The organism is Cupriavidus nantongensis (genome assembly GCF_001598055.1).
In the GTDB taxonomy this organism is placed as follows: Bacteria; Pseudomonadota; Gammaproteobacteria; order Burkholderiales; family Burkholderiaceae; genus Cupriavidus; species Cupriavidus nantongensis.
In genome coordinates this window covers 2,198,230-2,221,326 of record NZ_CP014845.1, presented here as the reverse complement: position 1 = coordinate 2,221,326, position 23,097 = coordinate 2,198,230, and the positions used below count along the sequence as shown (strand labels likewise).

Here is a 23,097-nt window from a genome sequence, read left to right as displayed (position 1 = left end):
TTTGGCGGGCGTCAATTGTACTCAGAACGCTGCCGGGCGCCGGCAAAACCGGCCCCCGGGCACTGTGCGCGACTTACGGCGATAGCAGCGCAGTCGCGCTGTGCCTGTCAGACATGCGTTCCCAACGCCCGGTTGATCCGCAGCGCCAGCAACGTGCAGGCGACGCCGGACAGCAGGTAGCCGCTGACCGCGACCAGGCCGAATTCCGCCGACAGCCCCAGCGCCACCAGCGGCGCGAAGCCGGCGCCGAACAGCCACGCCATGTCGGTGGTCAGCGCCGCGCCGGTGTAGCGGAAGCGCCGCTCGAAGTTGGAGGTCACGGCGCCCGCGGCCTGTCCGTAGGACAGGCCGAGCAGGCCGAAGCCGAGCAGGATGAACAGGTCCTGCGCCAGCGGGCCGCCGCCCATCAGCCACGGAGCGAACAGGCTGAAGATGCCGATCAGGATGGCCATCAGCGCCAGCGTGGTGCGGCGCCCGATGCGGTCCGCGATCACGCCCGAGACGATGGTGCCGAGGATGCCGATGAAGGCGCCGGCGATCTGCACCGCCAGCACGTCGGTAACCGGCTGCGAGCCGTTGAGCGCAACCCACGACAGCGGAAACACCGTCACCAGGTGGAACAGCGCAAAGCTGGCCAGCGCGGCGAATGCGCCCAGCAGCAGGTTGTAGCCCTGCTTCCTGACGATCTCGCTGGTGCTGATGGGCTCGAGCTCGTCCTCGTCCAGCAGCTGCGTGTATTCGTGCGTCACCACCAGCCGCAGGCGCGCGAACAGCGCCACCACGTTGATCGCAAACGCGACATAGAACGGATAGCGCCAGCCCCACGCCAGGAACTCGTGCGGCTCGAGGCTGAGGTTGAGGAACAGGAACAGCGCACCGGCGACGATAAAGCCGGTGGGCGCGCCCAGCTGCCCCAGCATCGCGTACCAGCCGCGCCGCTGCGCGGGCGCGTTCAGCGCCAGCAATGACGGCAGCCCGTCCCACGAGCCGCCGAAGGCCACGCCCTGCAGCGTGCGGAACACCGCCAGCAGCACGATCGCGGCCGGGCCGAGCGCGGCATAGCCGGGCAGGAAGGCGATGCCGACGGTGGCGGTGCCCAGCAGGAACAGCGACACGGTCAGCTTGACGCCCCGGCCCCAGCGGCGCTGGATGCCCATGAACAGCGCGGTGCCGAAGGGCCGGCCGATAAAGGCCAGCGCGAAAATGGCGAAGGCGTAAAGCAACGCGTCGAGCCGGTCGGCGAACGGAAAGTAGACCGCAGGGAACACCAGCACCGAGGCAATGCCGTAGACGAAGAAATCGAAGTACTCGGAGGCGCGGCCGATCACCACGCCGGTGGCGATTTCCGCGGGCGCGACATGCGCGGCGCCGGGCGCGGGAGGTGCTGTAGGAGACGCCCGGTGCTGGTGGGTCGCGGTGGTCATCGGCATACCTCCCGTGTCTGTGGGCGAGGGCGCTGCAAATTGCACCATGAAGAATGGCACTTGAGCGCCTACACTGCCATAGTTGCTCAGACCAGTCTAAGTCACTTGCGCCGCGGCGTACAAATGGCGCGGGCCCGAAAGCTATGCGATCTTCCGGTCAGACAATGTCCATGCACCGCCCGATCCGCTGGTTATTGCTGGCAGTCGTGCTGCCAGTCCTGCTGTCGCTGGCCGGCTGCAACGCCGTGCTGCTGTCGCCGGCCGGCGATCTTGCGGTCCGGCAACGTGACCTGATCATCATTTCCACCGGGCTGATGCTGCTGATCATCGTGCCGGTGATCGTGCTGACGCTGGTGTTCGCGTGGCGCTACCGCGCCGCCAACGCCGACGCGCACTACAACCCCGACTGGGACCACTCCACGGTGCTGGAGCTGCTGATCTGGTCGGCGCCGCTGCTGATCATCATCGCGCTCGGGGCCATCACCTGGGTCAGCACCCACAAGCTCGACCCCTACCAGCCGCTGACCCGGCTCGATGAAAGCCGCCCGCTGCCGCCTGGCACGCAGCCGCTGACGGTGGAGGTGGTGGCGATGGACTGGAAGTGGCTGTTCGTCTACCCGGAGCAGGGCATCGCCACCGTCAACGAGCTGGCCGCCCCGGTCGACCGGCCGATCCGCTTCAAGATCACGTCCACCACCATGATGAATTCGTTCTTCATCCCCGCGCTGGCCGGCCAGGTCTACGCCATGCCGGGCATGGAAACGCGCCTGCATGCGGTGGTCAACCGACCGGGCGTCTACGAGGGCTTCTCCGCCAACTACAGCGGCGCGGGGTTTTCGCACATGCGCTTCCGCTTCCATGGACTGAGCGACGATGACTTCGGCCGCTGGGTGCAGACCGTGCGGGCCGCCGGCGCGCCGCTGAGCCGGGCCACCTACACGCAGCTCGCGCAGCCCAGCGAACGCGAGCCGGTGCGGCGCTACGGCAGCGTCGACGCGAACCTGTTCGATGCCATCGTGAACCGTTGCGTGCAGGCCGGGCAGGTCTGCCAGAAAGACCTGATGGCGCGCGATGCGCAGCGCGCCGCGGGCCTGGGCGCCGCCGTCTGCACGGCCAGCAACACGCAGGCCGAACCGCTGTTCGGGACCGGCGCGGCCGGTGCCGGCGAGGTGCTGCGCTAGCGCGCCTGCGCTGGTGCAGGCGCTGCGCAGGCCGGTGCGCAAGGCCGTGCGAATGACCGTGAGCTAGAACGCCGTTGTTGTCCTGGAGATCCACATGCCGGAGCGATCCGAACTCGCCACGCAACTCTTCGGCCGCCTCAGCTGGGAGGCCATCCCGCTGCACGAGCCGATCCTGATCGCCACCTTCGCGGTGGTGGCGCTGGGCGGGCTGGCGCTGGCCGGCGGCGTCACGTACTACGGCAAGTGGGGCTACCTGTGGCGCGAGTGGTTCACCAGCATCGACCACAAGCGCATCGGCATCATGTACATGATCCTCGGCATCGTGATGCTGCTGCGCGGCTTTGCCGACGCCATCATGATGCGCATCCAGCAGGCCATTGCCTTCGGCGACAACCTGGGCTACCTGCCGCCGCACCACTATGACCAGATCTTCACCGCGCACGGCGTGATCATGATCTTCTTCGTCGCCATGCCGCTGGTCACCGGCCTGATGAACTTTGTCGTGCCGCTGCAGATCGGCGCGCGCGACGTGGCGTTCCCGTTCCTGAACAACTTCAGCTTCTGGATGACAGTGGGCGGCGCGGTGCTGGTGATGATGTCGCTGTTCGTCGGCGAGTTCGCGCGCACCGGCTGGCTCGCCTATCCGCCGCTGTCCGGCATCCTGCAGAGCCCGGACGTGGGCGTGGATTACTACCTGTGGTCGTTGCAGGTGGCGGGGGTGGGCACGCTGTTGTCAGGCATCAACCTGCTGGTCACCATCGTCAAGATGCGCGCGCCCGGCATGACGCTGATGCGCATGCCGATCTTCACCTGGACCGCGCTGTGCACCAACGTGCTGATTATCGCCGCGTTCCCGGTGCTGACCGCGGCGCTGGCGATGCTGGCGGTCGACCGCTACCTGGGCATGAACTTCTTCACCAGCGACCTTGGCGGCAGCGCCATGATGTACGTGAACCTGATCTGGATCTGGGGCCACCCCGAGGTCTACATCCTGATCCTGCCGGTGTTCGGCGTGTTCTCCGAGGTGGTCGCCACCTTCTGCCGCAAGCGCCTGTTCGGCTATGCCTCGATGGTCTACGCCACGGTGGTGATCACGGTGCTGTCGTACCTGGTGTGGCTGCATCACTTCTTCACGATGGGCTCGGGCGCCAGCGTGAACTCGTTCTTCGGCATCACCACCATGATCATCTCGATCCCCACCGGGGCCAAGCTGTTCAACTGGCTCTTCACCATGTACCACGGGCGCATCCGCTTCGAGGTGCCGATGCTGTGGACCGTGGGCTTCATGGTGACGTTCGTGATCGGCGGCATGACCGGCGTGCTGCTGGCGGTGCCGCCCGCGGATTTCTCGCTGCACAACAGCCTGTTCCTGGTCGCGCATTTCCATAACGTGATCATCGGCGGCGTGCTGTTCGGGCTGATGGCCGGCATCACCTACTGGTTCCCCAAGGCCTTCGGCTACCAGCTGGATCCGTTCTGGGGCAAGTGCTCGTTCTGGTTCTGGCTGGTCGGCTTCTACGTGGCGTTCATGCCGCTCTACGTGCTCGGGCTGATGGGGGTGACCCGGCGCGTCAGCCATTTCGAGGACCACTCGCTGCAGATCTGGTTCCAGCTGGCTGGCGTGGGCGCGCTGCTGATTGCGCTGGGGATCGGCTGCTTCCTGGTGCAGCTGGTGGTGAGCTACCTGCGCCGCGAGTCGCTGCGCGATGTCACCGGCGATCCCTGGGACGGCCGCACGCTGGAGTGGTCGACTTCTTCGCCGCCGCCGCCGTACAACTTTGCCTTCACGCCGCTGGTGCATGACAACGACGCCTGGTGGCAGATGAAGGCGCACGGCTACCAGCGGCCCGAGCACGGCTTCATCCCGATCCATATGCCCAAGAACACCGGCGCGGGGATCATCCTGGCCGCACTGAGCACGCTGTGCGGCTTCGCGCTGATCTGGCATATCTGGTGGCTGGCGGCGCTGGCCTTCGCCGCCACGCTGGTCACGGCGATCGGCCATACCTTCAACTACCGGCGCGATTTCTACATCCCGGCCGAAACGGTCCACCGCACCGAGGCAGAGCGCAGCGCGCTGCTGGCCAGCCATGGCTGATACCTTCGCTCCCCCCTTTACCGCCGAGGGCGCGCGCCCGCACGAGGCCCCGCCGCAGCGCGCGCCCGCGCCTGCGCAGCCGGCCGAGCTGCGCTTCTACCTGACCGAGGAATACCACGTGCCCAACGGCACGATGCTCGGTTTCTGGCTCTACCTGATGAGCGACTGCCTGATCTTTGCGTGCCTGTTCGCCGCCTACGGCGTGCTGGGCCGCAACTACGCGGGCGGGCCGTCCGGCGCGGAGCTGTTCGACCTGCCGCTGGTGGCGCTGAACACCTCGTTCCTGCTGCTGTCGTCGATCACCTATGGCTTCGCCATGCTGGAGACGCAGCGCGGCCGGCTGGGGCCGACGCAGGGCTGGCTCGCGGTGACCGGCCTGCTGGGCGCGGCCTTCCTCGCGGTCGAGATCTACGAGTTCGCGCACCTGGTCGGCGAGGGCGCCGGGCCGCAGCGCAGCGGCTTTTTGACCTCGTTCTTCGCGCTGGTCGGCACCCACGGGCTGCATGTGACCTTCGGCATCGTGTGGCTGGTCACGCTGGTGGTGCAGCTGCGCCGCCACGGGCTGATCCCCGAGAACAAGCGGCGCCTGATGTGCCTGTCGATGTTCTGGCACTTCCTCGACGTGGTCTGGATCGGCGTCTTTACCTTTGTCTACCTGATGGGAGTGCTGCCATGAGCGCGCACGACGACACGCTGCCGGCCCACGGTCATGGACACGATCACGGCCACGGTGAAAGCGAAATCCATATCTCGCTCGGCGGCTACGTGACCGGCTTCGTGCTGTCGGTGATCCTGACCGCGATTCCGTTCTGGCTGGTGATGGGCAAGGTGTTCGAACAGTCCAGCACCACCGCGATGGTGCTGCTGGCGCTGGGCGCGGTGCAGATCGTGGTGCACATGGTCTACTTCCTGCACCTGAACGCCAGGTCCGAGGGAGGCTGGAACATGCTGGCGCTGATCTTCACGCTGGTGCTGGTGGTGATCACGCTGACCGGCACGCTATGGGTGATGTTCCACCTGAATTCCAATATGATGCCGGGCATGCATACCACCAAGACCCTGCCTTGACCGGTTCCACCGACGACCGCGCGCCGGTCGAAAAATTGCGCACCGCCCACGCCAGCCAAGGCGCCCCCGAATCCCCGCGCCCGCTGTCGACCGTCTGGCTGACCGCACTGGCCCTGTTCGCCGCGGCGGCCATCGCCGGCCTGGTGGCGCTGGGCAACTGGCAGGTCGAGCGCCGCGCCTGGAAGCTCGGCCTGATCGCCCAGGTGGCCGAGCGCGTCCATGCGCCGCCGGTGGCGGCGCCCGCGCCGGCGCAGTGGGCGGGACTGACCAAGGCCAATGCCGAATACCGGCGCGTGCGCGCCAGCGGCACCTTCGTCGACGAGCGCCAGACCCTGGTGCAGGCGGTGACCGAGCAGGGCGGCGGCTACTGGGTGATGACGCCGCTGCGGCTGGCCGACGGCAGCACCGTGCTGGTCAACCGCGGTTTCGTCGCCGAGCCGTACCGCACGCGCGTGGCGCCCGCCGGCAGCGGCCCCGCCGAAGTGGTCGGCCTGCTGCGCATGAGCGAGCCCGGCACCGGCCTGCTGCGCCACAATGACGCGGCGCGCGACCAGTGGTTTTCGCGCGACGTGGCGGCGATCGCCGCGCACCGCGGGCTGGGGCAGGTCGCGCCGTATTTCATCGACGCCGCGGCGGTGCCGCCGCCGGCCGGGGCGGATCCCAAGGCCTGGCCCGTGGGCGGGCTGACGGTGACGGCCTTTACCAACAACCACCTCGGCTACGCGCTGACCTGGTACGGGCTGGCGCTGATGGTGGCGGCCGCCGCGGCCTACGTGGGGCGCGAGGAATACCGCAAGCGCCGCGCGCGCCGCTGACGCCGCGCCGGCAAGCCCGGCCGGCTGGCGGCACAATGTGGGCTGTCCCATCCCAAGGAGCCGCCATGCCAGACCTCTCCATGCCGTACCGCCGCCTCGGCGCCAGCAACCTGCGCGTCTCGGCGCTGTGCCTCGGCACCATGATGTTCGCCGACCAGACCGACGAGGCCGAGGCCGGCCGCATCGTGGCCAGCGCGCGCGACCACGGCGTGAACTTCATCGATACCGCGGACGTGTACAGCAAGGGCGCGTCCGAGCAGATGGTGGGGCGCCTGCTGACCGCCGACCGCCACGACTGGGTGCTGGCCACCAAGCTCGGCAACGCCATGCAGGCCGCGCCCAACCACGGCCACTACTCGCGCGTGTGGATCACGCGCGCGGTCGAGGACAGCCTGCACCGGCTGGCGACCGACTACATCGACATCCTCTACCTGCATCGCGACTATCCCGGCGCCAACCTGGAAGAGCCGGTGCGCGCCATGGACGACCTGGTGCGCAGCGGCAAGATCCGCTACTGGGCGGTGTCGAACTTCCGCGGCTGGCGCATCGCCGAGATCGTGCGGCTGTGCGCCGAGCTGGGCGTGCCGCGCCCGGTCGCGTGCCAGCCCTACTACAACCTGCTGAACCGGCTGCCGGAGGTCGAGATCCTGCCCGCGTGCGAGCACTACGGCCTGGGCGTGGTGCCCTACAGCCCAGTTGCGCGCGGCGTGCTGACCGGCAAGTACGCGCCCGGCCAGGCGCCGGCCGAGGGCACGCGCGCGGGCCGCGCCGACCGCCGCATGATGGAGACCGAGTTCCGCGAGGAATCGCTGGTCATTGCGCAGCAGCTCAAGACCCATGCCGAAGCGCGCGGGCTGACGCCGGGCCAGTTCGCCACCGCCTGGGTGCTGGCCAACCCGATCATCTCGTCGGTGATCGCCGGCCCGCGCACGCTGGCCCAGTTCGAGGATTACTTCGGCGCGCTCGGTGCCGCGATCACGCCGGAGGAAGAGGCCATGATCGATGCGCTGGTGTCGCCGGGCCATGCCTCGACGCCGGGCTACAACGATCCGGGCTATCCCCTGATCGGCAGGCCGGTCGGGCGCACGGCGGCTGGCCGATAATCCGCGGCGCCTTTCGGACGCACGGGAAGTGGCGCAGGCGCTGCCTGAGGTGACGCCCGCCTGCAACGGCACGCGACGCCCACGCGTGCTTGATGCACACGGGCGCGACTCCTACTAATATCAATACACGCGGGCGCGCAACAGCGCGCACCGCGAAAACATCGCGCTTCGAGCCGGCGCATGGAGGAATTCGCGCGCTGCGCCGGCCCACCGAGGAAGCCCCAAACGTGTCGAGTCGTGGCTGGATTTTCGCTGGCTTGGCGGTCGCCCTCACGGGCGGCGCCTATGTCGTGTATAGCGTTGTCGCAAGCGAGGTGCGCAACTCGCACTGGCAGGCGCGGCTGATCGGCAGCCTGGGCCAGCGGCTGACGTTCGAGATCCAGCCGGGAGCCAGCGACAGCATCCGCTTCCCGCATTCCGGACCCTATGACGCCCGCATGGGCTACGGCAGGCTGCCGCTGTTCGCGCAGCGGCTGGAGCAGCGCGGCTACGTGCCTGCCGAACAGGCGCGCATGTCGCCCGACATGGTGCGCCTGATCGACGAAGGGCTGTTCACGCCGTATCGCGAGAAGAACCAGGCGGGCCTGCTGCTGCGCGACTGCAACGGCCTGACGCTGGCGTTCGAGCGCTACCCGCAACGCCAGTACGCCGATTTCGGCGCGGTGCCGCCGGTGCTGGTAAGCGCGTTGTTGTACGTCGAGAACCAGGGCCTGCTCAATCCGGAATACCCCAACATGAATCCGGCGCTGGACTGGCGCCGGCTGTCGCGCGCGGTGCTGGACCAGATGATCCGCCTGGCCGACAAGTCGCACGATGCGCCCGGCGGCAGCACGCTGGCGACGCAGATCGAGAAATACCGGCATTCGCCCGAGGGCCGCACCACCTCGATCCCCGAGAAATTCCGGCAAATGGCGTCGGCATCGCTGCGCGCCTACCTCGATGGCCCCGACACGCAGCGCGCGCGCGAGCGCATCGTGGTCGACTACCTGAACACGGTGCCGCTGTCGGCGCGCGCCGGCTTCGGCGAGATCAACGGCATCGGCGATGCGCTGTGGGTCTGGTACGGCGAGGATTTCAGCGAGGTCAACCGGCTGCTCAAGGAGATGGACCAGCGCGCGCCGGACCCGCGCCAGGCGCAGGCGTTCAAGCGGGCGCTGTCGCTGATCATCTCGCAGCGCCGCCCGTCGTACCACCTGCGCCGCGACGACACCAACCTGGACGCGCTGACCGGCAGCTACCTGCGCCTGATGGCGGCCAACAACATCATCACCGCCGAACTGCGCGACGCGGCGCTGGCGCAGCCGCTGGACAAGGCGTCGGCGCCGCAGCGCCCGCCGCAGGAGCCCTTTGTCACGCGCAAGGCCGTCAACCGCGTGCGCGCCGACATCGGCCGGCTGACCGGCGTCGAGAGCCGCTACGACATGGACCGGCTCGACCTGACCGTGGACAGCACCATCAACCGCGAGGCCCAGCGCATCGTCGTCGACACGCTGCAGCGCGTCAACAACAAGGCCGACGCGCGCGCCATGGGCCTGTATGGCCACAACCTGCTGCGCGACCACGATGATCCGTCGAAGCTGATGGCCAGCTTCACGCTGTACGAGCGCGTCGGCAATGCCAGCGTGGTGCGGATCCAGGCCGACAATATCGACCAGCCGTTCGACATCAACAGCGGCGCGCGCCTGAACCTGGGCTCCACCGCCAAGCTGCGCACGCTGGTGACCTACCTCGAGATCATCAGCGAACTGCACGCGCGTTATGCCGGCATGACCAGCGCCGAGCTGGCCGCGGTGCCGCTGGCGCGCCAGGACGCGCTCAGCCGCTGGGCGGTCGACTACCTGGCCAAGGCGCGCAAGCCGGCCGAGCGCGAGCTGATGCCGATGCTCGAGGCGGCGATGGAGCGCAAGTATGCGGGCGGTGCCGGCGAGGCCTTCTACACCGGCGGCGGCCTGCAGAGCTTCACCAACTTCGAGCGCGAGTCAGGCCTGCGCAACCTGACCGTGCGCACCGCGTTCCAGCATTCGGTCAACCTGGTGTTCATCCGCATGATGCGCGACATCGTGCGCTACGAGACCTTCCACGCCAACCCCGACATCGGCAACCTGCTCGAGGACCGCGACGCGCCGGGCCGGCGCGCCTACCTGGAGCGCTTTGCCGACCAGGAGGGCAGCGCCTACATGACCAACTTCTACCAGCGCTACCGCGGCAAGACCTCCGAGCAGCGGCTGGCCACGCTGCTGGGGCGGGTGCGCATGACCACGCCGCACCTGAACGCGGTGCGCATGTCGGTGACGCTGCTGAGCGCGCGGCCCGCGCTGGACGAGGACAGCTATATCCGCATCATGCGCGCGCGCCTGGGCGACAAGCAGCTGGCCAAGGAAGACCTGCCGGCGCTGTACCGCAAGTACGGCAAGGACAAGTTCAACCTGAACGACCGCGGCTACCTGTCGCGGGTGCATCCGCTGGAACTGTGGATGGTGGAATACCTGGACCAGCATCCCGACGCGACGCTGCCGGAGATCCTGCGCGCCAGCACCGCCGAGCGCCAGGAGGTGTACAAGTGGCTGTTCAAGACGCGCAGCAAGGCCGGCCAGGATAACCGCATCCGCACGCTGCTGGAGCAGGACGCCTTCAAGCGCATCGCGCGGCGCTGGCAGCGGCTGGGCTATCCGTTCGACTCGCTGACGCCGTCGTATGCCAGCGCCATCGGCGCTGCCGGCGACCGCCCCGCGGCGCTGGCCGAGCTGGCCGGCATCCTGCTGTCAGGCGGCGTGGTTACGCAGAACTCGGCGGTGCGCAGCCTGGCGTTCGCCGACGGCACCCCGTACGCCACCCGCTACGTGCTGCAGCCGGGCCCGGGCAAGCGCGTGCTGCCGGCCGAGGTGGCCGAGCTGGCGCGCCGTTCGATGCTGGATGTGGTCGAGCGCGGTACCGCCAAGTCGATCCGCGGCGCGTTCACGGTGCCGGGGCGCGAGGGCGCGACCCTGGCCGTGGCCGGCAAGACCGGCACCGGCGACCAGCGCTTCCAGGTCTACGGGCCGGGCGGGCGGCTGATCTCGTCGCGCTCGGTGAACCGGTCGGCGACCTTCGTGTTCACGCTGGGCGAGCGCTTCTTCGGCACCGTGGTGGTCAATGTGCGCGAACCGTACGCGGCGCGCTACAGCTTTACCAGCGCGCTGGCGGTGCGGGTGCTGCGGGCGATCGCGCCGCAGGTGTCGGCGATGGCGCCGGGCGGCGACCGCGCGCTGCTGCGTTGCCGCGACGCGGCCCCGGGCCTGCGCGCGCCGCTGGCGCCGACCATGGCGGCGCCGGGCGACGGCATGCCCGGCACGGTCCTGGCCGAGGGCCTGGGCGCGGGACTGGAAGCCGCGCTGCAGGCGCCGGCGCGGCAAGAGGTGGCCGCGATGCCGCCGCCGGCCCCGCCGCAGGTGCCGGGCCTGGCCGACAACGACGCGGCCGGCGTGCGCCGCGCCAGTCAGGCCTTGCGGCGCACCATGCCGTAGATGACCAGCAGCACGATCGCGCCGATGACCGACGCGACCCAGCCCGCGGGCTCGCCCGGCTGGTACCAGCCCAGCGCGCGGCCGACATAGCCCGCGACCACCGAGCCCAGGATGCCCAGGATGATGGTCATGATCCAGCCCAGCTTGTCGTCGCCGGGCTTTACCGCCCTGGCGATCAGGCCGACGATAAGGCCAACGAACACGGTGCCAATGAATGCCATCATGGTGCGCTCCTGTCAGTGGTCTGCGGTAACGGTCTGATGCACTGGGCCGGCCGCCTGTGCGGCCGGCTTCGCTTCATCATACACGCAGGGCGCGGCAGGCGGATGGCGCCCGCGGCGACGCAGCTCAGGCGGCCAGGCGGAACTGCCCGACGGCGCGGTGCAGCGCCTCGGCCTGGTCTTCCAGCGACGCAGCCGCGGCCGCCGCCTGTTCCACCAGCGCGGCGTTCTGCTGCGCCATCTGGTCCATCTGAGACACCGCCTGGTTGACCTGCTCGATGCCGCCGGTCTGCTCCTCGGTGGCGGCGCGCATTTCGCCCATCAGGTCGGTCACGCGCTTGACCGCATCGACGATCTCGTCCATCGCCTTGCCGGCGTTCTCGACCAGCACCGCGCCGTCCTCGACGCGCTGGGCCGAGTTGCCGATCAGCGCCTTAATCTCCTTGGCCGCGGTGGCGCTGCGCTGTGCCAGCGTGCGCACCTCGCCGGCCACCACCGCGAAGCCGCGGCCCTGGTCGCCGGCGCGGGCCGCCTCGACCGCAGCGTTGAGCGCCAGGATATTGGTCTGGAAGGCGATGCCCTCGATCACGCCGATGATGTCGACCACCTTGCCCGAGGCGCTCTTGATCTCGCCCATGGTGTCCACCACCTGGCTGACGATGGCGCCGCCGCGCACGGCGATGTCCGATGCGCCCTCGGCCAGGTGGCTGGCCTGGCGCGCGTTCTCCGCGCTCTGGCGCACGGTGCTGGTGAGCTGCTCCATGCTGGCGGCGGTTTCCTGCAGCGACGCGGCCTGCTCCTCGCTGCGGCGCGACAGGTCGGCATTGCCCGCGGCAATCTGCTTGGCCGCGCCGGCAATCGAATCGGCCGAGCCACGGATGCTGCCGATCGCGCCGGTCAGGCGCGCCTGCATGCGGTGCATGGCATGGAGCACGCTGTCCTGGTCGCCGGCGCGTAGCTGGACCTGGCTGGCGAGATCGCCTTCGGCAATACGCCCGGCGATCTGCGCGGTGGTGGCCGGCTCGCCGCCCAGCTGGCGCTGCAGGCTGGCCGCGACCCGCACCATCACCAGCGACATCAGCGCGCCCACCGCCAGCAGCAGGCCCATCGCTTTCCACAGCTCGTCGCGGAACGCCGCCTCGATGTCGTCCAGGTACAGTCCGGCGATGAAGTTCCAGTCCCAGGGGCGGAAGTTGGCGACGTAGCTCAGCTTGGGCTGCGGCGCCTGCGCGCCCGGCTTGGGCCACAGGTATTCGACGAAGCCCTTGCCCGGGCCCTTGCCGATCGCGGCGATGTCGCGGAACAGGTAGACCCCGTTCGGATCCTTCATGCCCTCCATCGCCTTGCCGTTCATCTCCGGCTTGAACGGGTGCATCAGCACCACGGTGTCGGAGCGCATCAGCGTGAAATAGCCGTCCGCGCCGAAGCGCATCGCGCGCACGCGCTCGATCGCCTGCTGCTTCGCTTCCTCGGCCGGCATCTTGCCGGCCTTGGCCAGGGCTTCGTACTCGGCCACCACCGAGACCGCGGTGTCGGTGACGTGGGCCAGGTCGAGCCGGCGCTCCTCCATGCGCAGCGTGCGGATGTGCCACGCGTTCCACAGCGTGATGCCAAGCAGGCAGACCCAGCTCAGCACCAGCGGCAACAGCAGTTTTTTCTTCAGGCTCAGGTTGTGCAGCATCGCTTCCACTCCTCCATCTTCTTCGCGCTTTACGCTTCTCATCGGTGATGCGCATCGCCGTGCCAGCGGGGTGGCGCGTATGGGCCGGCTTGCAGGGAACCTTGGCCGACGGCGCATGCGTCTGCGGCATAACGGCGTAAAACGGACGTAACTTGATTGAGGTAGGTCCGCCATACTGGCAGTGTGGTTGTTTGGTTTCAAAAGCCCTGTGGACGTTGTGCGCTGTGCAGCGCTTCGTTCGTGCCGTTGGGCGCGAGCGCGTGCTTCCGCCTTCGCTTTGTCACCCCGCGCCGGCAAAATCGGTCAGAATCTGCGCTGTCCTGCGCACGCCTCCCCACGCTTCCGTTTGCCCGCAAACCGCCCCATGGCCTCCTTGCCCAGCCCCTCCGACGACACCCGCGGCCACGACGGCCCGCTTGCGGTGTTCCTGATCTTCCTGCGGCTCGGCCTGACCTCGTTCGGCGGCCCGGTGGCCCACCTGGCGTATTTCCGCGAGGAACTGGTGCGCCGGCGCGGCTGGCTCAGCGAGGCGGCCTATGCCGACGTGGTGGCGCTGTGCCAGTGCCTGCCCGGACCGGCCAGCAGCCAGACCGGCATCGCGCTGGGGCTGGCGCGCGCCGGCTACGGCGGCGCGCTGGCGGCATGGGTGGGCTTCACGCTGCCATCCGCGGTGATCATGATCGGGTTCGCGCTGGGGGTGACCCACTACGGCATGGCCGCGGCGCCGGGCGTGCTGCACGGGCTGAAGCTGGTGGCGGTGGCGGTGGTGGCGCAGGCGGTGTGGGGCATGGCCCGGACGCTGTGTGTCGGCCCGGTGCGCATCGCCATCATGCTGGTGGCCGCCGGCACCGTGCTGGCGTGGCCGGGGCCGTGGGCGCAGGTGGCGCTGATGGCCGCCGCCGCGGTGGCCGGCATGGCCCTGTTGCGGCCGGCGCTGGGCGGCGCGCATGAACCGCTGCGCCTGCCGGTAACGCATCGCGGCGGCGTGCTCGCGCTGGCGCTGTTTGCCGTGCTGCTGGCCGGCCTGCCGCTGCTGGCGCAGTGGGCCGCAGATCCGGCCGTGCGCGTGTTCGACGCCTTTTACCGTGCCGGCGCGCTGGTGTTCGGCGGCGGACACGTGGTGCTGCCGCTGCTGGATGCGGCCGTGGTGACGCCCGGCTGGGTCGGCAAGGAAGCCTTCCTGGCCGGCTACGGCGCGGCGCAGGCGATGCCGGGGCCGCTGTTTACGTTCGCCGCCTTCCTCGGCGCGGCCATGCAGAGCCCGCCCACCGGCGTGGCCGGCGGACTGCTGTGCACGCTGGCCATCTTCCTGCCCGGTGCGCTGCTGGTGCTGGGCGCGCTGCCGTTCTGGGAAAGCCTGCGCCGCAACCAGCGCGCCCAGGCGGCGCTGGCCGGCATCAACGCCGGCGTGGTCGGGCTGCTGCTGGCGGCGCTGTGGCATCCGGTCTGGACCAGCGCGGTGCAGGGCCCGCTGGACATCGTGCTGGTGGCGCTGGCACTGGTGGCGATGATGCGCTGGAAGTTGCCGCCGTGGCTGGTGGTGGTGGCCAGCGGCGTGGCGGGGTGGGCGGTGGCCGCGGTGGTTTGAGGGGCCTGGCGAACGCGGCTTGACGTTGTAATGCACTGTAATCCGCCCCGCCCGCCCACCGTTTGCGCTTTCAAATGCGAACGATTATCCTTCTCTCTTCCGCGCCTCCTTGTGCCGGCCATGGCACATACTGACGCCATGTAAGCGTTCCAGGGGGCGCTCCAGCTACCCGTATCCAGGCAAGACCGGGCGTGGCCAGACCAGACCGCGCCTGCCGACCCACCGCAATGACCGACACCCAGCCGGCCGCCGGCCAGCAGCGCCGTGCCTTCTGGCTCAAGCATCTCCACCAGTGGCACTGGATCAGTTCCGCGATCTGCCTGGTCGGGATGCTGCTGTTCGCGGTCACCGGCTTCACGCTGAACCACGCCGGCCAGATCGAGGCCAGGCCCGCCGTGCAGACGCGGCAGGCGACGCTGCCTGCGCGCGTGCTGGACAAGGTCCGGGCCGCGGCCCCGGCCGCCGGGGCGCAGTCAGGCGAGACCCGGGCGCCCGTGCCGGCGGTGCTGGCCGACTGGCTGGCACAGGCGCTGGATATCGACGCCAGCGGGCGCGAGGCGGAATGGTCCGCCGACGAAATCTACGTGGCGCTGCCGCGCCCGGGCGGCGACGCCTGGGTCAGCATCGCGCTCGACAGCGGCGAGGCGCAGTACGAGAACACCTCGCGCGGGGCCATCTCCTACCTGAACGACCTGCACAAGGGCCGCAATACCGGCGCCGCGTGGAGCCTGTTCCTGGACGCGTTCGCGCTGGCGTGCCTGGTGTTCTGCGTGACCGGCCTGTTCCTGCTCAAGCTGCATGCGGGCGGGCGCGTGGCGACCTGGCCGCTGGTCGGGCTCGGGCTGGTGGTGCCGCTGCTGCTGGCGATCCTGTTTATCCATTGATCGGTGGCGTTCGAGCCGATCTGCTTCCTGCATCTCACTGACGAGGTTTTCTCCGATATGCGCCGACTGCTCTCCGTCTCCCTGACCGGCATGGCCGCCGTGCCGCTGGCCGGCCCCGCGCTGGCCGCGGACCTGAACGTCAAGGTCGATATCCCGCGCCTGACCGTGGCCGAGTACCACCGGCCTTACGTGGCGATGTGGGTCGAGCGCGCCGACCAGAGCCCGGTGCAGACCCTGGCGGTCTGGTACGACGGCAAGCTCAAGGACGGCGAGGGCACCAAGTGGCTCAAGGACATGCGCCAGTGGTGGCGCAAGGCCGGCCGCGACCTGCACATGCCGGCCGACGGCATCTCCGGCGCCACGCGCGCGCCGGGCGAGCACAGCGTCAGCTTCAGCGACGGCAAGGCGCCGCTGGGCAAGCTGCCCGCCGGCAACTACCAGCTGGTGGTGGAAGCCGCGCGTGAAGTGGGCGGGCGCGAGTTGCTGCGCGTGCCCTTCACGTGGCCGCCGCAATCCGCACAGACCGCCCGCGCCAAGGGCGAACACGAACTCGGCGGCGTCACCGTCGACCTGAAGCCTTAACCTTCCCGGAGCCCGACCATGAAACCTTCCCTGATGTCCGCCGCATCTTCCCGCGTCGCGGTGCGCGCCGCCGTGCTGGCGCTGGCCGCGCTCGCGCCGCTGGCCGCGCACGCGCACCGCCAGTGGCTGCTGCCGTCGGCCACCGTGCTGTCCGGCAGCGATCCGTGGGTGACCGTCGACGCCGCGGTCTCGAACGACCTGTTCTACTTCGAGCACGTGCCGATGCGGCTCGACAACCTGCAGGTGACCGCGCCCGACGGCAGCGCGGTCAAGGCGCAGAACGCGGCCACCGGCAAGTACCGCAGCACCTTCGACCTGCACCTGACCCAGCCCGGCACGTATCGCGTGGCGGTGGTCAACAACGGCCTGTTCGCCAGCTACAAGGTCGACGGCCAGCCCAAGCGCTGGCGCGGCAGCGCCGAGAACTTCGCCGGCGCGATCCCGGCCAACGCGCAGGACCTGCAGGTCACGCAGGCCGAGGGCCGCATCGAATCGTTCGTTACCGCCGGCAAACCCAGCGACAAGGGCCTGCGCATCGTCGGCCGCGGCCTGGAGCTGGCGCCGATCACGCACCCGAACGATTTGGTCGCCGGCGACACCGCCAGCTTCCGCTTGCTGCTCGACGGCAAACCCGCCAGCAACCTGAAGGTGGCGGTGGTGCCGGGCGGCATCCGCTACCGTGACCAGCTGCAGGAGTTCAGCGCCACCACTGACGCCGACGGCAAGTTCAGCGTCAAGTGGCCGGCCCCGGGCATGTACTGGATGGAAGCCGAGGTCAAGGACGACAAGACCACCTTCAAGCAGGCCAGGTCGCGCCGCGCCGTCTATGCGGTGACGGTGGAAGTGCTGCCGCAATAAGCCGGTTGCACGGCGTGAACCGCGTCCTGGTACCCGTTGCGCTGAGCGCGCCGCCCAGCCCGCCCGCCGCCGGAGCGCGCCTGCAGCGCTGGGGCGGGCCCACCATGGGCACGAGCTGGTCGGTGGCGGCGCTGCTGGCGCCGGATGCGGATGCCGGCGCCGCCGGTGCCATCGGCGCCGGCATCCAGGCCGTGCTCGCGCGCGTGATCGCGCAGATGAGCAACTGGGAAGCGGATTCCGACCTGAGCCGGTTCAACCGCGCGCCGGCGGGCAGCTGGCACGCCTTGCCGGCAGACTGCTTCGCGGTGCTGCAGGCCGCCTTGCAGGTGGCACGCGACAGCGGCGGCGCCTATGACCCGAGCGCGGGTCCGCTGGTCGACCTGTGGGGATTCGGCCCGGCCCCGGCGCGCCAGGCGCCGCCGTCGCCCGACGACGTGCAGGCCGCGCGCGGCCGTTGCGGCTGGGCCCGCATCGAAGTCGATGCCGCCGGCGCGCGCGTCCGCCAGCCGGGCGGGGTGGCGCTGGACTTCTGTGCCATCGCCAAGGGCTTCGCCGTCGACGCGGTGGCGCGCTACCTGTGCGAACAGGGGCTGGACCATCACCTCACCGAGATCGGCGGCGAACTGCGCGGCCATGGCGTCAAGCCCGATGGCATGCCGTGGTGGGTCGCGCTGGAAGCGCCGCCGGGGCCGGGCAGTGATGCCGCGCAGCACACGCTGGTCGCGCTGCACGGGCTGTCGGTAGCCACCTCTGGCGACTACCGGCGCTACTTTGATAGCGAAGGCCGCCGCTATGCCCATACCATCGATCCGCGCACCGGCTACCCGGCGAGCCACGCACTGGCGTCGGTCACGGTGATCCATCCGCAGTGCATGCTGGCCGATGCACTGTCCACCGCGCTGACCGTGCTGGGCCCCGACGCCGGCATGGCGCACGCGCGTCGCCATGGCATTGCCGCACGCTTCCTGGTGCGCACCGCGGACGGTTTTCTCGAACATCTTTCACCGGCGTTTGCCGCGATGCTGGCATGAACGGCCGCACCGTGTCGTCCGCCATCGCCGGCGCGGGCTGGCTGGCCGTCGCCGGCGGCGTGGCGTTGTCCGTGCTCGGGCCGTCGCGCATGGCCATGGCCGCCGGCGTGGTTGCCGCGTACGCGGGCTTCTGCGGCGCGGTGGTGGCCCATCACCGCCAGCGGCGCGCGCGGGTGGCGGCGCTGGCCGGCACGGAAGACGGCGCGACACTGGTGGTCTATGCCAGCCAGACCGGGTTTGCCGAGCAGCTGGCGCTGCAGACCGCTACCGCGCTGCAGGGCGCGGGCATGCCGGTGCAGCTGCTGTCGCTGGCCGCGGTCGATGGGCGGCGCCTGCAAGCGTGCCGCCAGGCCTTGTTCGTGGTCAGCACCACCGGCGAGGGCGATGCCCCCGACAGCGCCTCGGGTTTTGCCCGCCGCCTGCTGGCCGGCGCCGATGGCCTGCACCGGCTGCGCTACGGCATCCTCGCCCTTGGCGACAGCAGCTACGCGCGCTTCTGCGCCTTCGGTCATGCGCTGGAAGGCTGGCTGCAGCGCCAGCGCGCGCAGCCGCTGTTCGACCTGATCGAAGTCGACAACGGCGACGCCGGCGCGCTGCGCCACTGGCAGAACCACCTGTCGGCACTGAGCGGCGGCGCCGAGATCGCCGACTGGGAACGTCCGCGCTATCAACACTGGCGGCTGGCGCAGCGCCATCATCTAAATCCCGGCAGCCAGGGTGCGCCGGCCTTCCATCTGGTGCTGTCGCCCCCGGACGGCGCGGCGCCCGACTGGCAGGCCGGCGACATCGCCGAGATCGGACCTTGCCGCGCGCCGTCCGAAGTCGACCGGCTGCTGGCGCAGCTTGGCCTGGATGGCGCCACCCCGGTGCGCTGCGATGGCGCCGACACCACCCTGGCCGCGGCCCTGGCCACGCGCCTGCCGCTGCCCGCACCGCACCTTGCCGCGATGCAGGGCGTCGCGCCGCAGCAGCTGGTCGATGCGCTGGCGCCGCTGCCGCACCGCGAATATTCGATCGCCTCGCTGCCGCGCGACGGCCAGCTAGAACTGCTGGTGCGCCAGACCCGCCACGACGATGGCGAAGGCGGCAGCCGGCTCGGCCTGGCCTCGGGCTGGCTGACCGAGCACGCCGCGCTGGGCAGCCGCATCGCGCTGCGCATCCGCACCAATCGCAGCTTCCATCCGCCGGCGGACGAGCGGCCGCTGATTCTGGTCGGCAACGGCACCGGGCTGGCCGGGCTGCGGGCCCAGCTCAAGGCGCGCGCCGCGGCCGGGCGGCGGCGCAACTGGCTGCTGTTCGGCGAGCGCTCGGCGCAGCACGACGCCTTCTTTGCCGGGGAACTGGCCGGCTGGCTGGCAGATGGCACGCTGGCGCGCGTGGACCATGCGTGGTCGCGCGACGGCAACGCGCCGCGCTACGTGCAAGACGCGCTGCGCCTGCAGGCGGATGGCGTGCGGCAATGGGTGGCCGACGGCGCGGCCATCTATGTCTGCGGCAGCCTGCAGGGCATGGCCGGCGGTGTCCATGACACGCTGGCCGGGATCCTGGGCGAGGATACGCTGCGCCGCCTGGCCGACGAAGGCCGCTACCGGCGCGACGTCTACTGAGCCTGCGGCACGCCACGCGGCGTGCGGAGATCGGCCGCGGCACTCGCGCCGCGGCCGGCCATGCACTATCTTCGGTGTGAACTGCAAGACATCTGCAGCCATCACAACACGAGGAGACCTGATGTTACGCACCCCCCGCCGCCTGGCCGCAGCGCTGGCGCTGCTCGCCGCCATCCCGGCCGCCATGGCTGAAGCGCCTGCCCGCCAGCAGACCTTTGCCGTACCCGGACTCGAAAAACCCGCCAGCGTGCTGGTCGACCGCTGGGGCGTGCCGCATATCTATGCCGGCACGCTCTACGACGCCTTCTATGCGCAGGGCTTCATGGCCGCGCGCGACCGCCTGTGGCAGATCGACCTGTGGCGCAAGCGCGGGCTCGGCGAGATGGCCAAAGACTTCGGTCCGGCCTATGCCGACGGCGACCGCATGGCGCGCGCGGTGCTGTTCCGCGGCGACATGTACCGCGAATGGCTGGCCTACGGCAGCGACGCCAAGCGCGTGGCCGAGGCCTTTGTCGCGGGGGTGAACGCCTACGTGGCGCTGACCGAGCAGAAGCCCGAGCTGCTGCCGCCGGAGTTCCGCAAGCTCGACTACAAGCCGGCGCGCTGGCAGGCCGAAGACATCGTGCGCATCCGCCACCACGGCCTGACGCTGAACTTCACCGGCGAGATCGACCGCGCCCGCCTCTACTGCGAGGCCAAAACGCAGGCCGCGCGCGCCGACTGGCTGCGCCGCGAACTCGACCCGCAGATCGAAACCAAACTCAACCCCGGCATCGACCCCTGCACCGTGCCCGCGGCCGAACTGCGCCGCGCCTACGAACTGGCCACCGCCGCAGCGCGTTTCCCGAAGGAAGCCTGGGGCGACGCGCGCGCCGCCGCCATCCCGCTCGACCAGCTCTACGCCACGGTCGATGCCAACAGCGATACCGGCCGCAGCCTGGGCTCGAACAACTGGGTCATCGGCGGCAAGCGCACCACCACCGGCCGGCCGATCCTGGCCAACGATCCGCACCGCTCGCACGGCGCGCCCAGCCTGCGCTACATCAGCCACCTGAATGCGCCGGGAATGTCGGTGATCGGCGCCGGCGAGCCGTTCCTGCCGGGCATCTCGATCGGCCACAACGGCACCATCGCCTTTGGCCTGACGCGCTTCTACATGGACCAGGAAGACCTGTACGGCTACGAGCTGAACCCGGCCAACCCGCGCGAATACAAGTACAAGGGCCGCTGGGAGCCGATCGAGACCATCACCGAAGAGATCGTGGTCAAGGGCGAACCCGCGCCGCGCAAGGTCACGCTCGACTTCACCCGCCACGGCCCGGTGCTGGTGTCCGGGTCCGGGCATGCGTGGGCGCTGCGCGCCGCGTGGCTGGACTACGGCATGGCGCCGTACTTCGGTTCGATGGACTACATGCGCGCGCGCAACTGGGACCAGTTCCGCGCCGCCATGAACCGCTGGGGCGCGCCGGGCGAGAACCAGGTCTATGCCGACACCAGCGGCAATATCGGCTGGATCCCGGGCGGGCTGACCGTCAAGCGTCCCAACTGGGACGGCCTGACGCCGGTGGCCGGCGATGGCCGCTATGAATGGGCCGGCTACCGCAACATGGACGAGCTGCCGTGGGCCTACAACCCCGCGCCGGGCTATATCGTCACCGCCAATGAAAACAACATCCCGCCCGAGCACCCGGCCGCGAAGCTGGGCGTGGGCTACGAGTGGAGCGACAGCTCGCGCGCGCGCCGGCTGAAGGCGGTGGTAGGCGCGAATCCGCGCAGCTCGGTGCAGGATTCGATGGCGTGGCAGAACGACACCGTGTCGCTGCCGGCGCAGCGCGTGGTCGCGCTGCTGCAGGAGGTGCGCAGCGACGACCCGCAGCTGGCCCGCGGCCTTGAATTGCTGCGTGGCTGGAACGGCAACGAGCGCGCCGACAGCGCTGCCGCGGCGCTGTTCGAAGTCTGGTTCAGCAAGCACCTGCGCCAGGCCGTGGTGCGCGCCGCGCTGCCGCCCGAAGCCGCGCGCCTGGTCGGCGCCGGCGACGCCGCGCGCGTGGTCGCGGTGCTGGAGCAGCCAGGCCCGTGGATGCCGCTGGAGCGGCGCAATGCGGTGATGCTGGAATCGCTGAAGGCCGCCATGGCCGAAGTCGAGTCCAAACTGGGGCCGGACCCGCGCGCCTGGCAATGGGGCAAGCTCCACACCGCCGTGTTCACGCATCCGCTGGACCCGATCCTGAGCGATGCAGAACGCCAGCAGTTCAACGTCAACGCCGGCCCGATCGGCGGCTCGGCCTTCACGCCGATGAACACCAGCTACCGCAATACGGATTTCCGGCTGACCGCGGGCGCGTCGTTCCGCATGGTGCTCGATGTCGGCAACTGGGACGCCTCGCGCGTGATCAATACGCCGGGGCAGTCGGGCAATCCGGCCAGCCCGCATTACCGTGACCTGGCGCCGCTGTGGGCCAAGGGGGAGTATTTCCCGCTGGTCTATACGCGCAAGGCGGTGGAGAAGGCGAGCCGGGAGCGGGTGGAGCTGGTGCCGCAGTGATGCGGGCCTGATCGACGCTTTGCACCTTTAGCCGCTTGCCACAGCTGACACCACCGGGCAAAGGCTCCCCTCTCCCGCGCGCGGGAGAGGGGTGGGGGAGAGGGCCGGAGCCTCCACGAAGTTGCGCGCGTCAATATTGCCAGCGCCTGCCCTCTCCCCCGGCCCCTCTCCCGCAAGCGGGCGAGGGGAGCAAACCGGCAGGAGCGTGAATCCGCAGGCCTTACTTCAACAACCCCAACACCGCCTCCGCCCCCGCCTCCGACGACGCCGGGTTCTGCCCCGTCACCAGGCGCCCGGCCACCGCCACGTGGCTGGCCCAGTCATCGCCGCGCGTAAACCGCCCGCCGCTGGCCTTGAGCACATCCTCCACCAGGAACGGCACCACCTCGGTCAACTGCACCGCCGCTTCCTCGCTGTTGGTAAAGCCCGTGACTTCCTTGCCTTGCACCAGCGGCTGACCATCCGCGCCCTTGACGTGCCGCAGCACCCCCGGCGCATGGCATACCGCACCCACCGGCTTGCCCAGCCGGTCGAACTGCTCGATCAGCGCGATCGAACGCTTGTCTTCCGCCAGGTCCCACAGCGGGCCATGCCCGCCGGGATAGAACACCGCGTCGAAGTCCTCGGCCTTCACCTGGTCCAGCGTCAGTGTGCTGGCCAACGCCTGCTGCGCGGCGGCATCGCTGCGAAAGCGCCGCGTCGCATCGGTCTGCGCATCCGGGTCGTCGCTCTTGGGGTCGATCGGCGGCTGCCCGCCCTTGGGCGAGGCCAGCGTGATGTCGGCGCCGGCGTCCCTGAAGACGTAGTAGGGCGCGGCGAATTCCTCCAGCCAGAAGCCGGTCTTCTTGCCGGTATTGCCGAGCTGGTCATGCGAGGTCAGCACCATCAGGATGTTCATGTTCATGCTC

At 69.8% G+C, this 23,097-nt stretch carries 18 protein-coding genes; 14 read left to right on the top strand and 4 right to left on the bottom strand.

Annotation, left to right across the window (positions count from 1 at the left end):
* Nucleotides 1-107: 107 nt before the first annotated feature.
* Complete coding sequence (locus tag A2G96_RS30815) at nucleotides 108-1,424, bottom strand: MFS transporter (RefSeq protein WP_062804228.1); 1,317 nt, start codon at nucleotides 1,422-1,424, stop codon at nucleotides 108-110.
* A 164-nt stretch (nucleotides 1,425-1,588) separates the two neighbouring features.
* On the opposite strand from A2G96_RS30815, the gene cyoA reads away from it, so the two are divergent.
* The 7 genes from cyoA (at nucleotide 1,589) to A2G96_RS30780 (ending at nucleotide 11,192) form a co-directional block, all read left to right on the top strand.
* Entirely contained in the window at nucleotides 1,589-2,605 is a 1,017-nt protein-coding gene (cyoA, locus tag A2G96_RS30810) for a ubiquinol oxidase subunit II (RefSeq protein ID WP_062803901.1), read from the top strand.
* Nucleotides 2,606-2,699: 94 nt separating this feature from the next.
* Entirely contained in the window at nucleotides 2,700-4,703 is a 2,004-nt protein-coding gene (cyoB, locus tag A2G96_RS30805) for a cytochrome o ubiquinol oxidase subunit I (protein ID WP_062803900.1), read from the top strand.
* The gene (cyoC, locus tag A2G96_RS30800) at nucleotides 4,696-5,379 is read left to right on the top strand and encodes a cytochrome o ubiquinol oxidase subunit III (protein ID WP_062803899.1); all 684 of its coding nucleotides are present in this window, start codon (nucleotides 4,696-4,698) and stop codon (nucleotides 5,377-5,379) included. Before cyoB ends, cyoC begins: the two co-directional genes overlap by 8 nt.
* Nucleotides 5,376-5,771 carry a cytochrome o ubiquinol oxidase subunit IV gene (gene cyoD / locus A2G96_RS30795; RefSeq protein WP_062803898.1) on the top strand — a complete coding sequence of 132 codons (396 nt, stop codon included), beginning with the start codon at nucleotides 5,376-5,378 and terminating at the stop codon, nucleotides 5,769-5,771. Before cyoC ends, cyoD begins: the two co-directional genes overlap by 4 nt.
* A complete protein-coding gene (locus A2G96_RS30790; protein WP_082819167.1) occupies nucleotides 5,768-6,586 on the top strand; it encodes an SURF1 family protein in 819 nt (272 codons plus the stop codon). Before cyoD ends, A2G96_RS30790 begins: the two co-directional genes overlap by 4 nt.
* A gap of 65 nt (nucleotides 6,587-6,651) precedes the next feature.
* Nucleotides 6,652-7,689 carry an aldo/keto reductase gene (locus tag A2G96_RS30785; protein WP_062803897.1) on the top strand — a complete coding sequence of 346 codons (1,038 nt, stop codon included), beginning with the start codon at nucleotides 6,652-6,654 and terminating at the stop codon, nucleotides 7,687-7,689.
* Between the two features lie 227 nt (nucleotides 7,690-7,916).
* Nucleotides 7,917-11,192, top strand: coding sequence for a transglycosylase domain-containing protein (locus tag A2G96_RS30780; protein WP_062803896.1), 3,276 nt, complete (start codon nucleotides 7,917-7,919; stop codon nucleotides 11,190-11,192).
* Here the strand turns inward: A2G96_RS30780 and A2G96_RS30775 are convergent.
* Together A2G96_RS30775 and A2G96_RS30770 are read right to left on the bottom strand one after the other, a co-directional pair.
* A complete protein-coding gene (locus tag A2G96_RS30775) occupies nucleotides 11,165-11,416 on the bottom strand; it encodes a GlsB/YeaQ/YmgE family stress response membrane protein (protein WP_062803895.1) in 252 nt (83 codons plus the stop codon). The two genes, A2G96_RS30780 and A2G96_RS30775, sit on opposite strands and share 28 nt — an antisense overlap.
* Before the next feature lie 124 nt (nucleotides 11,417-11,540).
* Nucleotides 11,541-13,094: a methyl-accepting chemotaxis protein gene (locus A2G96_RS30770; RefSeq protein ID WP_062803894.1), complete on the bottom strand. Its 1,554-nt coding sequence runs from the start codon at nucleotides 13,092-13,094 to the stop codon at nucleotides 11,541-11,543.
* Nucleotides 13,095-13,458: 364 nt separating this feature from the next.
* On the opposite strand from A2G96_RS30770, the gene chrA reads away from it, so the two are divergent.
* The 7 genes from chrA to A2G96_RS30735 all read left to right on the top strand — a co-directional run bounded on the left by chrA (nucleotide 13,459) and on the right by A2G96_RS30735 (nucleotide 22,189).
* Nucleotides 13,459-14,682 carry a chromate efflux transporter gene (chrA, locus tag A2G96_RS30765; RefSeq protein WP_062803893.1) on the top strand — a complete coding sequence of 408 codons (1,224 nt, stop codon included), beginning with the start codon at nucleotides 13,459-13,461 and terminating at the stop codon, nucleotides 14,680-14,682.
* Nucleotides 14,683-14,909: 227 nt separating this feature from the next.
* Complete coding sequence (locus tag A2G96_RS30760) at nucleotides 14,910-15,566, top strand: PepSY-associated TM helix domain-containing protein (RefSeq protein WP_062803892.1); 657 nt, start codon at nucleotides 14,910-14,912, stop codon at nucleotides 15,564-15,566.
* A gap of 57 nt (nucleotides 15,567-15,623) precedes the next feature.
* Complete coding sequence (locus tag A2G96_RS30755; RefSeq protein ID WP_062804226.1) at nucleotides 15,624-16,148, top strand: DUF2271 domain-containing protein; 525 nt, start codon at nucleotides 15,624-15,626, stop codon at nucleotides 16,146-16,148.
* An 18-nt stretch (nucleotides 16,149-16,166) separates the two neighbouring features.
* Nucleotides 16,167-17,006 carry a DUF4198 domain-containing protein gene (locus tag A2G96_RS30750; protein WP_062803891.1) on the top strand — a complete coding sequence of 280 codons (840 nt, stop codon included), beginning with the start codon at nucleotides 16,167-16,169 and terminating at the stop codon, nucleotides 17,004-17,006.
* A 14-nt stretch (nucleotides 17,007-17,020) separates the two neighbouring features.
* Complete coding sequence (locus A2G96_RS30745; RefSeq protein ID WP_231909709.1) at nucleotides 17,021-18,037, top strand: FAD:protein FMN transferase; 1,017 nt, start codon at nucleotides 17,021-17,023, stop codon at nucleotides 18,035-18,037.
* Nucleotides 18,034-19,644: a sulfite reductase subunit alpha gene (locus A2G96_RS30740; RefSeq protein ID WP_174549335.1), complete on the top strand. Its 1,611-nt coding sequence runs from the start codon at nucleotides 18,034-18,036 to the stop codon at nucleotides 19,642-19,644. Before A2G96_RS30745 ends, A2G96_RS30740 begins: the two co-directional genes overlap by 4 nt.
* Nucleotides 19,645-19,765: 121 nt before the next feature.
* A complete protein-coding gene (locus A2G96_RS30735; RefSeq protein WP_062803889.1) occupies nucleotides 19,766-22,189 on the top strand; it encodes a penicillin acylase family protein in 2,424 nt (807 codons plus the stop codon).
* A gap of 220 nt (nucleotides 22,190-22,409) precedes the next feature.
* On the opposite strand, the gene A2G96_RS30730 is transcribed toward A2G96_RS30735, so the two are convergent.
* Nucleotides 22,410-23,087 (bottom strand): type 1 glutamine amidotransferase domain-containing protein, encoded by a 678-nt coding sequence (locus tag A2G96_RS30730; protein ID WP_062804224.1) that lies wholly within the window; start codon nucleotides 23,085-23,087, stop codon nucleotides 22,410-22,412.
* Between the last annotated feature and the right edge of the window lie 10 nt (nucleotides 23,088-23,097).

What these genes read in the sequence shown, in the direction of transcription:
- A2G96_RS30815 (WP_062804228.1), bottom strand. Translation starts at nt 1,424, where the DNA reads ATGACCACCGCGACCCACCAGCACCGGGCGTCTCCTACAGCACCTCCC.
- cyoA (WP_062803901.1), top strand. Translation starts at nt 1,589, where the DNA reads ATGTCCATGCACCGCCCGATCCGCTGGTTATTGCTGGCAGTCGTGCTG.
- cyoB (WP_062803900.1), top strand. Translation starts at nt 2,700, where the DNA reads ATGCCGGAGCGATCCGAACTCGCCACGCAACTCTTCGGCCGCCTCAGC.
- cyoC (WP_062803899.1), top strand. Translation starts at nt 4,696, where the DNA reads ATGGCTGATACCTTCGCTCCCCCCTTTACCGCCGAGGGCGCGCGCCCG.
- cyoD (WP_062803898.1), top strand. Translation starts at nt 5,376, where the DNA reads ATGAGCGCGCACGACGACACGCTGCCGGCCCACGGTCATGGACACGAT.
- A2G96_RS30785 (WP_062803897.1), top strand. Translation starts at nt 6,652, where the DNA reads ATGCCAGACCTCTCCATGCCGTACCGCCGCCTCGGCGCCAGCAACCTG.
- A2G96_RS30775 (WP_062803895.1), bottom strand. Translation starts at nt 11,416, where the DNA reads ATGATGGCATTCATTGGCACCGTGTTCGTTGGCCTTATCGTCGGCCTG.
- A2G96_RS30770 (WP_062803894.1), bottom strand. Translation starts at nt 13,094, where the DNA reads ATGCTGCACAACCTGAGCCTGAAGAAAAAACTGCTGTTGCCGCTGGTG.
- chrA (WP_062803893.1), top strand. Translation starts at nt 13,459, where the DNA reads ATGGCCTCCTTGCCCAGCCCCTCCGACGACACCCGCGGCCACGACGGC.
- A2G96_RS30760 (WP_062803892.1), top strand. Translation starts at nt 14,910, where the DNA reads ATGACCGACACCCAGCCGGCCGCCGGCCAGCAGCGCCGTGCCTTCTGG.
- A2G96_RS30755 (WP_062804226.1), top strand. Translation starts at nt 15,624, where the DNA reads ATGCGCCGACTGCTCTCCGTCTCCCTGACCGGCATGGCCGCCGTGCCG.
- A2G96_RS30750 (WP_062803891.1), top strand. Translation starts at nt 16,167, where the DNA reads ATGAAACCTTCCCTGATGTCCGCCGCATCTTCCCGCGTCGCGGTGCGC.
- A2G96_RS30740 (WP_174549335.1), top strand. Translation starts at nt 18,034, where the DNA reads ATGAACGGCCGCACCGTGTCGTCCGCCATCGCCGGCGCGGGCTGGCTG.
- A2G96_RS30735 (WP_062803889.1), top strand. Translation starts at nt 19,766, where the DNA reads ATGTTACGCACCCCCCGCCGCCTGGCCGCAGCGCTGGCGCTGCTCGCC.
- A2G96_RS30730 (WP_062804224.1), bottom strand. Translation starts at nt 23,087, where the DNA reads ATGAACATCCTGATGGTGCTGACCTCGCATGACCAGCTCGGCAATACC.